8 protein-coding genes are annotated in these 9,612 nt (G+C 60.8%); 4 read left to right on the plus strand and 4 right to left on the minus strand.

Annotation, left to right across the window (positions count from 1 at the left end):
• Window positions 1-49 precede the first annotated feature (49 nt).
• The 4 genes from FGQ61_RS09315 to FGQ61_RS09330 all read right to left on the minus strand — a co-directional run bounded on the left by FGQ61_RS09315 (window position 50) and on the right by FGQ61_RS09330 (window position 3,881).
• Window positions 50-451, minus strand: coding sequence for a sugar transferase (locus FGQ61_RS09315; protein WP_249360976.1), 402 nt, complete (start codon window positions 449-451; stop codon window positions 50-52).
• An 83-nt stretch (window positions 452-534) separates the two neighbouring features.
• A complete protein-coding gene (locus FGQ61_RS09320; protein ID WP_138375344.1) occupies window positions 535-1,125 on the minus strand; it encodes a hypothetical protein in 591 nt (196 codons plus the stop codon).
• A gap of 326 nt (window positions 1,126-1,451) precedes the next feature.
• Window positions 1,452-3,215 carry a threonine--tRNA ligase gene (gene thrS, locus FGQ61_RS09325; protein ID WP_117743626.1) on the minus strand — a complete coding sequence of 588 codons (1,764 nt, stop codon included), beginning with the start codon at window positions 3,213-3,215 and terminating at the stop codon, window positions 1,452-1,454.
• A 234-nt stretch (window positions 3,216-3,449) separates the two neighbouring features.
• The gene (locus FGQ61_RS09330) at window positions 3,450-3,881 is read right to left on the minus strand and encodes a double zinc ribbon domain-containing protein (protein WP_006234085.1); all 432 of its coding nucleotides are present in this window, start codon (window positions 3,879-3,881) and stop codon (window positions 3,450-3,452) included.
• Window positions 3,882-4,688: 807 nt separating this feature from the next.
• Between FGQ61_RS09330 and FGQ61_RS09335 the strand changes: the two genes are divergently transcribed.
• The 4 genes from FGQ61_RS09335 to FGQ61_RS09350 all read left to right on the plus strand — a co-directional run bounded on the left by FGQ61_RS09335 (window position 4,689) and on the right by FGQ61_RS09350 (window position 9,508).
• Window positions 4,689-6,143, plus strand: a complete 1,455-nt coding sequence (locus FGQ61_RS09335) for an NAD(P)/FAD-dependent oxidoreductase (protein WP_138375345.1) — start codon at window positions 4,689-4,691, stop codon at window positions 6,141-6,143.
• A gap of 1 nt (window position 6,144) precedes the next feature.
• Window positions 6,145-7,506, plus strand: coding sequence for an NAD(P)/FAD-dependent oxidoreductase (locus FGQ61_RS09340; protein ID WP_138375346.1), 1,362 nt, complete (start codon window positions 6,145-6,147; stop codon window positions 7,504-7,506).
• 4 nt (window positions 7,507-7,510) lie between these two features.
• On the plus strand, window positions 7,511-7,909 hold the full coding sequence (locus FGQ61_RS09345) for a DUF1667 domain-containing protein (protein WP_138375347.1): 399 nt from the start codon (window positions 7,511-7,513) through the stop codon (window positions 7,907-7,909).
• Between the two features lie 510 nt (window positions 7,910-8,419).
• Window positions 8,420-9,508, plus strand: coding sequence for a M24 family metallopeptidase (locus FGQ61_RS09350; RefSeq protein WP_138375348.1), 1,089 nt, complete (start codon window positions 8,420-8,422; stop codon window positions 9,506-9,508).
• Window positions 9,509-9,612: the final 104 nt, after the last annotated feature.

Here is a 9,612-nt window from a genome sequence, read left to right on the forward strand (position 1 = left end):
CGCGATTGGCGAAAATGCGTTGGTGGAAATGGTGAAAATTATATTGACGCTAACAGGCGCCGCTGATCTCGTTTTGCTCCCTGAGCTCGGCGAGGCGCTCGTCGGCGTCCTTGTACATGGATCGGAACTTCCACATGCGGAAGGTGGACAGGCTGCCGTCGCGGTGGGTCTGGCCCACGCGGATCTGGCTGTAGAAGGGGTTGCCCTCGCTCTCCAGGCGGATGGCCGCGGCGAGCACCAGGCTCGGTACGGCGATGACGGCCAGCACGCAGCCGCTGAACACGATATCGAAGGCGCGCTTGACGGTGCGGTATGCCAAGCGCGAGTTGTCCCATTCCATGACGGATTGCATGGCCTTGTACCGGCCGGCGCCCTCGCGCCGGTCCATGGCCTGAGCAATGAGCGCCGCCCCCGCGGACACATTGCTCTCTGTTACTTCTTTAGCAGCCACAGTCAAACTTACGTCCCCGTTGTCCAGGGATCCCCCAATCGGCAAATTCAAAATGCGAACGAATAGCTGGTGCAACGTCTCCCTTACGTTTTGCTGGGAACGTCGAGCGGTAGCAGCTCCCTAAAAGCGGAGTCGCCTTCGCCCACGTCTACCAGGCACCAGCGCTTATGACGGTCGATCTTTTTAACGCGGGCCTCTTGCCCCACCAAGGGGCCCTGCTCTATGTGCAACACGCCGTCTTCTATGCGCGCAATGCTGTTGCGCACCACGCCGTCGTCGTCTAGCACACTGCGGTACCAGTTCTGTGCATCGTCCGGCATGGGCATGTACGCCCGCTCCCTACTACCGGCGATGCGACAGCCAAAGCTCAACTGGGCCAAAGCCCTATCAAGCGCGGCGGCATCGTGCGTGGCGACGAAGAAATATTCCTTGTACATAGGTTTGGTTTGGAGCGACCAGGCGCCGTCCCGCTTAAACCAGAACTCCTTTTGCATCACAAAAGCGTTCTGCATCAGCTCGTGCGGGATAATGTGGCGGACCTTTTCGCAGGTCTCGCGCTCTTTTCCATTGGGGGTGTGAACCAAATACCAGCGGACGCGGCCGTGCTGGCTGTTGGTGCTGGCGCCGTTAAATGCGCCCGGCAGCTGTTCTTGGCGCCGTGCCGTCTGCTCCATGTCCTCGCCCCCTTTTCTTGCTTTGCGGCACACGCAAATGCAGGGGCGTTTAGAACAGGCTTCTCGCTCGCAGCTAGGCGCAGTCGCAAAAGTACAGGTTTTTATAGAGGGGTATGGAGATGCACCTACTGGCAGTACATTTTGCGTAATCTGGGTAAACGCTGATTAATTGCTCGTATAATGTCGTCAGTCGAAAGATACAAAAACCTGTACCTTTTTGTGCAACAAAAAAGGCCGCTCAACCAGCGGCTTTTCTTATTTCGGCATGAAAAAAGGCGACCGCCCTTCGTGGACGGTCGCCTTTGTTAATTGTTATGAAGTTTGCCTTAGGCGCGGGTCTTGATCTCCTCGAGCACCTTCGCAACAAACTCGTCAACGCTCATCTGAACGGTCTCGTTGGAGCGATCGCGGACGGAGATGTTGCCGGCCTCGACCTCCTTCTCGCCCAGAATGAGCATGTAGGGCACGCGGTCGATGCTGCGGGCCTCGCGGATCTTGTAGCCGATCTTCTCGTCGCGATCGTCGCAGACCACGCGAATGCCGGCCTCCTCCAGCTTGGCGCACACCTCGTGGGCGTAGTCGCGGCTCTTCTCAGAGACGGGAAGTGCCTTGACCTGCACGGGAGCCAGCCAAGTGGGGAACTTGCCTGCAAAGTGCTCAATCAGAATACCGATGAAGCGCTCGATGGAGCCAAAGCATACGCGGTGCAGCATGATGGGGCGCTTCTTGGTGCCGTCGGCGTCCACGTACTCCAGGTCAAAGTTGAGCGGCATCTGGAAGTCGAGCTGGACGGTACCGCACTGCCAGGTACGACCGAGCGAGTCCTCCAGGTGGAAGTCGATCTTGGGGCCGTAGAAGGCGCCGTCGCCCTCGTTGACCTCGTAGTCCATGTGCAGCTGCTCCAGAGCGGTGCGCAGGCCCTCCTCGGCGCGAGCCCAGTCCTCGTCGGAACCCATGGAGTCCTCGGGGCGGGTGGAAAGCTCGACGTGATACTTAAAGCCAAACTTCTGGTACACGGAGTCGATGAGGTTAACCACGCCCACGATCTCGTCGGTCAACTGGTCGGGACGCACAAACAGGTGGGCGTCGTCCTGGTTAAAGCAGCGCACGCGGAACAGGCCGTGCAGGGCGCCGCGCAGCTCGTGGCGGTGCACCAAGCCAATCTCGCCGGCGCGAATGGGCAGCTCGCGGTAGGAGTGCGGCTTGGAGGCGTACACCAGCACGCCGCCCGGGCAGTTCATGGGCTTAATGCAGTACTCTTCGTCGTCGATGACGGTGGAGTACATGTTGTCCTTGTAGTGGTCCCAGTGGCCCGAGGTCTTCCACAGCTGCTTGTTCATGATGAGCGGCGTGGAGATCTCCACGTAGCCGGCCTTGTGGTGGATCTCGCGCCAGTAGTCCAGCAGCGTGTTCTTAAGGATCATGCCGTTGGGCAGGAAGAACGGGAAGCCGGGGGCCTCGTCGCGCATCATAAAGAGGTCCATCTCGCGGCCGATCTTGCGGTGGTCGCGCTTCTTGGCCTCCTCGAGCATGTGCATGTGCTCGTCGAGCTCTTCCTTGGTGGCAAAGGCGACGCCGTTGATGCGGGTGAGCATCTTGTTGTCCTTGTCGCCCTTCCAGTAAGCGCCCGAGACGCCGGTGAGCTTAAAGGCCTTGAGGGCCTTGGTGTAGCAGATGTGGGGGCCGACGCACATGTCGATGTAGTCGCCCTGCTGATAGAAGGTGATGCGGGCGTCGTCGTCCAGGTCGCCGATGTGCTCGACCTTGTACTTCTCGCCGCGCTCCTCCATAAGTGCGATGGCCTCGGCGCGGGGCTTCTCGTACACGGTGAACTTGAGGTTCTCCTTGACGATCTTTTTCATCTCGGCCTCAATCGCGGGGAAGTCGTCCTCGCTGATCTTGACGCCCTCGGGCAGGTCGACGTCGTAATAGAAGCCGTTGTCGGTCGCGGGGCCGTAGGCAAAGTCGGCCTGGGGGTACAGGCGCTTGATGGCCTGCGCCATGATGTGCGCGGCAGAGTGGCGGATGACGTGCGTGACCTCGTCCTGCGGGAGCTCGGCCACCGAACCGTCATTGTAGAGTGCCTTCATGGGTATGTTTTCTCCTCTCGGATGCCTGATGCAAGTGCGTGCGATGCGCTCGGCGTTTTTGACTTGCATCATTATAGGCAGGTTGCCTTGGTATACAAGCGCCCGCCGCACCTTAATGGCACGGCGGGCGATTTTCTACGCATGCTTCATCGTGTAGGGCGGGGTGTGGGGCGCGCATGGCTTGCGCGGGACGCGCGGTGCCCGTGACTTACGGCCGGCCCGGCGATGGATGCGTTACTGGATGCGAGTTCGGCAGTAGGGGCAGACCTTCCAGTGCGCGTCGAGCGGGCGATGGCAGCTGGGGCACACGTTGCGAACCTGGGTGTCGCACACGGGGCAGACCACAAAGTCCTTCTCGATGGGGGCGCCGCACTGCGGGCAGGTGCCGTACTGGGCAAGCTGGCGCTCGCGCAGGGCCATGTCCAGCTCCTGCTCCTCGCGGTCGGCCGCGTAGGAGTGCGGACGCAGAACCAGATAGGCGATGAGGCCCACAAACGGGATGAGGGCGATGATGCCCCATGCCACGTAGGCGCTGGCGCCGCGGCGGCGAGCGTCGATGAACACATAGACGACCGACAGCACGTACAGGGCGATGATAAAGCCAACGAAGGCATAGATGACGCCCATAAGCTGCGGCGACATGAGCTCAGAGATGTACTTGGACATTGAGGTGTACCTTTCGGAATAATTACAGTCCGGTCAAGTTTACCACGGGGTATGTTTATATGGGACCACGGCTAGGGGCGGGGCTAGCGCGGACACAAACATCTCAATCTGTAACAGGTGGAAGCGGAATCCGGGTCTAGATGTTACAGATCGAGACACGGGGGTCCCTCCCCGACTTCAATCTCGATCTGTAACATCTTGACTCCAAAATCAGCTCTTACTGTTACAGATCAAGATGAACGGTGAGCCCTCCGTTAAATATCTCAATCTGTAACAACTAGGGGTCAGAAACCCTTCTATCTGTTACAGATCAAGACAAAGGAAATGTCCAATCTCAGTATCTCAATCCGTAACAACAACTCGTCAAAAACAGGTCTAACCGTTACAGATTTAGACATTCGAAACCGACTGATAGGTTCATCTAAATCTGTAACATCTTGGACCTCAAAACGGTCCGGAAATGTTACAGATCGAGACAGAAAATCTCTCCCTGACTTTAAATCTCAATCTGTAACACATAGGACCAATTTCCCCCTCTTGCTGTTACAGATCGAGACAAACGGAGAGGCCGGCTGGCAAACGTCTCGATCTGTAACATCTGGAACCCAGTTCTTCTGTTTACCGTTACAGATTGAGACAAATCTCGGACACCAAAGGTGGCAGACGAGGTTGTCGACGTTGCCGAATCTCCCCTCCCCTGCCGTTGGCGGGTGTTGCGGGGCTGTTCGCCGCATTGCCGCTGCACTGGGGGTGTGCAGACCGTAGGATAGTCCTATTGACAGCCTGTCAACTCGTCAGGGAGGCACCGTGGCAGAAACGTTTGATATCGCGATTGTGGGCGCGGGCATCACGGGATGCGCCATCGCACGGCAACTCGCGCGGTTTGACCTGTCCATTTGCGTGGTCGAGGCGGCCAACGACATCGCGCTGGGGGCTTCGAAGGCCAACGGCGGCCTGGTGCACGCCGGCTACGATCCGGCACCGGGCACCGTAAAGGCGCAGGTCAACGCCCGCGGCTGCGAGTTGTATGGCACCTGGTCCCAGGAGCTGGGCTTTCTGTTCTGCCGCACCGGGTCGATGGTGTTGGGCTTTAACGACGAGGACCGCACGCATCTGGAGCAGCTACGGCGCAACGGCCATGTCAACGGTGTGCCCGAGCTGTCGATCGTCGGACCCGACCGCATCCACGAATTGGAGCCGCGCGCCAGTGCCGATGCGACGTGCGCGTTGTGGTGCCCCTCGACTGGGCTTGTCGACCCGTTTGAGGTTGCCATCGCCGCGCTGGAGAACGCCGTGGCGAACGGGGTGACGTTTATGCGCTCCGCACCGGTGGAGGCAATTGAAGTCGCGGGCTCGGGCGACGACGCGCGCTTCACACTGGCGACCCCCGTTGGCAACGTGCGCTGCCGCTATCTGATAAACGCCGCGGGCAACGGCGCCGCCGACATCTCGCATATGGCGGGCGCCGAGAAGTTCCATATGGTCTGGCGTCAGGGCAACATCGTGCTGCTGGACAAGGAACCGCGCACGCTCATGCCGCTCTACCCCGTGCCGACGCCGGTGTCGAAGGGTGTTATCGTCACGGGCACCGTGCACGGCAACACCGTGATCACCGCCACGGCTGCCGTGCGCGAGGCGGGCGACACGCAGACCTATGCGAGCGATGTGAACGCGCTGCTGACCGGCGCGCGCAAACTGGTGCCCGATCTGGACACGCGCCGCGTGGTGCGCGCATTTGCCGGCGGGCGTCCAGTCATTCAAGGAACGAACGACTTCTTTATTGGACAGTCGGCCGTGGTGCCGGGGCTTTTCCAGGCGGCGGGCATTCAGTCGCCGGGCGTGGCGAGCGCGCCGGCCATTGCCGAGCGCATGGAGTACGTGATACGCAAGGCGGGCGTTGCTTTGCGCGAGCGGGCCGATTGGGATCCGATTCGCCGTGCGCCGGACGACTTTGACCGTACACCGCTTGCGCGCAAGGAAGAGCTCATTGAGTCCGACCCCGCGTGGGGGCAGATCGTCTGCCGCTGCGAGACGGTGCCCGAGGCCGAGATCGTGGCCGCGATCCGACGCCGCCCGGGCGCGGTTTCGGTCGAGGGCGTCAAGCGCCGCTGCCGTGCCGGCATGGGTCGGTGCCAGAGCGGCTTTTGCCAGAGCCGCGTGGCGGCGATCCTAGCCCGCGAGCTGGGGTGTGACCCTAGCGAGGTGCTGCTGGAGCACACTGGCTCGTGGCTCGTTGAGGGACCTTTGAAGGGGGTGCGCTAGGATGGCGGAATTCAAATCGAGCGTGATTGATACCGATGCCGTTGAGGCAGTACCTACGCAGGCCTTCGACGTGGTCGTCATCGGAGGCGGACCCGCCGGCATGGCGGCCGCGCTTGCCGCGCATAAGGCCGACGCGCGCGTGGCCATCGTGGAGCGCGAGCAACACTTGGGCGGAATCCTCCGCCAGTGCATTCACCCCGGCTTTGGGCTGTCGCACTTTAAGCAGGAGCTCACCGGTCCCGAGTACGCGCAGCGCTTTATCGACCAGGTGCACGCAACCGACATTGCGCTGTTCCTGGACAGCATGGTGATTGGGATTGATTCAGGCGAGTCCACGGAAGATGCCGCGGTCCACAGCGTCACGCTCATGAGCCCCACCGGCATGTTGCAGCTCACCGGGCGCGCGGTCGTCCTTGCCATGGGTTGTCGCGAGCGCACCCGCAGCGAGATCAAGATTCCCGGCAGCCGACCCGCCGGCGTGTTTACGGCCGGCCTGGCGCAGCGATACATCAATATCGAGAACCTCAAGCCCGGCTCACGCGCCGTCATTTTGGGCTCGGGCGACATCGGGCTCATCATGGCGCGCCGCTGCACGCTCGAGGGGATTTCGGTCGAGGGCGTGTACGAACTCATGCCGTACGCCAACGGCTTGCGTCGCAATGTGAAAAACTGCCTAGATGACTTCGGCATTCCGCTGCATCTGTCTACCACGGTCACGCGCGTGATCGGGCACGACCGCGTTGAAGCCGTCGAAGTGAGCCAGGTCGATGAGCATCTGGCGCCCATTCCGGGGACCGAGCGCGTTGTTCCGTGCGACACGCTACTGCTTTCGGTGGGCCTGATTCCCGAAAATGAGCTTTCGGTTGCCGCAGGCGTGGAGCTGGACCCACGTACGCGCGGCGCCGTAGTGGACCAGAGTCTGCAGACGGGCGTGCCGGGCATATTTGCCTGCGGCAACGTGCTCCATGTGCACGACCTGGCAGACAATGTGACGACCGAGTCCGAACGCGCCGGTGCGGCTGCGGCGGCGTACGCGTTGGGCTGTGGTGCTGGGGCCGATGCGGACGCTGCGGGCCCGGGCTGTGAACTCACGGTCTCCCCCGCCGGCATCGCAGGCTACGCACTGCCAGGCCGCATTACGACCGTCGGGCTCACTAAGCTCAACTTCCGTGTACGCCGACCGGTCGACACCGCCCGCGTGCGCATTCTTGCAGGCGACAAGGAGCTGTTTGCAGGAAAGGTCCGCCCGTTTAAACCGAGCGTAATGGAAAGCTTCCCGCTGCCGGCAAAAGTGATTCAGCGCGCACTCGACCTGGGTGTTAGCGAGATTGTCCTATCCGTCGATCCCGTAGAGGAGGCGTAGGACCATGAGCACGAATGTGACCGAGACGTTGCAGTTCAACTGCACCACCTGCCCATCCGAGTGCCTCCTGACCGTAAAGGTCGAGCGCAGCGCAGACGGCGCCGTGGTAGAGGTGCACTCCGTAACCGGCAACAGCTGCCCGCGCGGCTACAAGTTCGCACACCAGGAACTCACCTGTCCCATGCGCGTGTTCACCACCACCGTGGCCGTATCCAGCGGCGACGAGGCTCTGTTGCCTGTGCGCACGGCCGAAGCCATCCCGCTGGCACTCCACGCCCAAGCCATGGACCTCATCCGCGGCCTAACCGTCGACGCCCCCATCCGCATGGGCGACGTCGTGCTAAAGAACCTCCTAGACACCAACATCAACCTCATCGCCAGCATGGACATCGACCCAGCCTAAGCAGCTAATTGAGGACGGGGCTCTTTTAGCTACCCCGCCATCCACCCCGCCCTCCTCCGCAGTTGCGGTGAAATAGTTCCTGATTTCCGCCAAGACCCCGGCATCCAGGAACTATTCCACCGCAACTATCCTTGGAATTGGTATTTAGCCTATGCCTACTTTAGTGCCATTTCAAAACTATGCCGGATTACGGGGCTAAATCGAGAACCCCTATCCATACCGGCAAATTCTGAGTTTTGACAAGCCCTCTACCTGCGGTTTTATTTTTGCCATTTCGTTCATGGACAGCCAAGTGCAATCCAACCCCGTAATCCGTCATAGTTTTGAAAACATGCTAATTCGGCACAAGGCTTTTTGACTACTTTTGCTGCTACGTCCATTCCCCCACCTGAGTTGCGGTGAAATACGGACTGTTTACCGGCCTGGAGTCGCTCAACAGTCCGTATTTCACCGCAACTCATGAGAGTACGTATGGGATACCATGGTGGCACCCTAGCGAAAGGACGATGTATGGCACATGTCGATGACCAGCGTGTGGCGCGCGTGCTCGATGCGCTCGAGGCTCAGCACCCCGGCGCACAGCTGCTTGTGAATGACCCGTGGTCGATTTATTACCTGACCGGCTTTTATGCCGATATGTTCGAGCGATTTTGCGGCGTGCTGCTCGCACGCGACTGCGAGCCCGTGATCTTGGTCAACGCGCTGCACCAGCTCACCGAGTACGACAATGCCCGCGTCGCCTATCACACCGATACCGACGTCGTGGCCGACGCCATCGCTCGCGAGGTCGATCCGACCAAACCGCTCGGCATCGACACCGTCATGCGCTCCGGCTTTTTGATGCCGCTTATGGAGCGCCACGCCGCCAGCGAGTTTTTCCTGGGCGACTTTGCCGTGACGGCCGCACGCACGTACAAGGACGCTGCCGAGCAGGAGCTCATGCGCGCGTCCTCGGCCGCCAACGATGCCGTGATGGCCGACGCAATCAAGCTTGTCCATGAGGGCGTGACGGAGCGTGAAATTGCCGATCAGATGCTCGGCCTGTATCGTAAGCACGGCTGCGAGGGCTTTAGCTTCCCGCCCATCGTGAGCTTTGGCGCCAATGCCGGCGACCCGCATCACGAGCCCGATGACACCGTACTCAAGCGCGGTGACGTAGTGCTGTTCGATATTGGCGGACGTCGCCGCAACTATTGCTCGGACATGACGCGCACGTTCTTTTGGGGCGAGCCGGACGAGGAGGCGGCACGCATCTACGACATCGTTCGCCGCGCCAACGAGGCCGCCGAAGCGCTTATCGCGCCGGGCGTACGCATGTGCGACCTGGACCGTGCCGCGCGCGATGTGATTGAAGACGCAGGCTATGGACAGTGCTTTACGCATCGCCTGGGTCACTCTATCGGCCTGCAGGACCACGAGCCGGGCGACGTTTCGCTCGTCAACGAGCAGGTTATCGAGCCGGGAATGACCTTCTCCATCGAGCCGGGCATCTACCTCCCCGGCCGCACCGGCGTCCGCATCGAGGACCTAGCCCTGGTGACCGAGTCCGGCGTCGAGATTCTCAACGCCTGCCCCCACGATCCGGTCCGCCTAGACTAGCCTGGTCCCCAAGCCCCCAAACTAAGTTGCGGTGGAATAGTTCCTGGATGGGGGTGCGGACAGAAAGTTGGACCGTGAAGCGGTCCGGACTGGAGGTTCGCATG

Source organism: Collinsella aerofaciens (genome assembly GCF_005844325.1).
Taxonomy (GTDB): Bacteria; Actinomycetota; Coriobacteriia; order Coriobacteriales; family Coriobacteriaceae; genus Collinsella; species Collinsella aerofaciens_G.

Coding starts and splice junctions, on each gene's coding strand:
- FGQ61_RS09345 (WP_138375347.1), top strand. CDS start 7,511: ATGAGCACGAATGTGACCGAGACGTTGCAGTTCAACTGCACCACCTGC.
- FGQ61_RS09340 (WP_138375346.1), top strand. CDS start 6,145: ATGGCGGAATTCAAATCGAGCGTGATTGATACCGATGCCGTTGAGGCA.
- FGQ61_RS09330 (WP_006234085.1), bottom strand. CDS start 3,881: ATGTCCAAGTACATCTCTGAGCTCATGTCGCCGCAGCTTATGGGCGTC.
- FGQ61_RS09320 (WP_138375344.1), bottom strand. CDS start 1,125: ATGGAGCAGACGGCACGGCGCCAAGAACAGCTGCCGGGCGCATTTAAC.
- thrS (WP_117743626.1), bottom strand. CDS start 3,215: ATGAAGGCACTCTACAATGACGGTTCGGTGGCCGAGCTCCCGCAGGAC.
- FGQ61_RS09350 (WP_138375348.1), top strand. CDS start 8,420: ATGGCACATGTCGATGACCAGCGTGTGGCGCGCGTGCTCGATGCGCTC.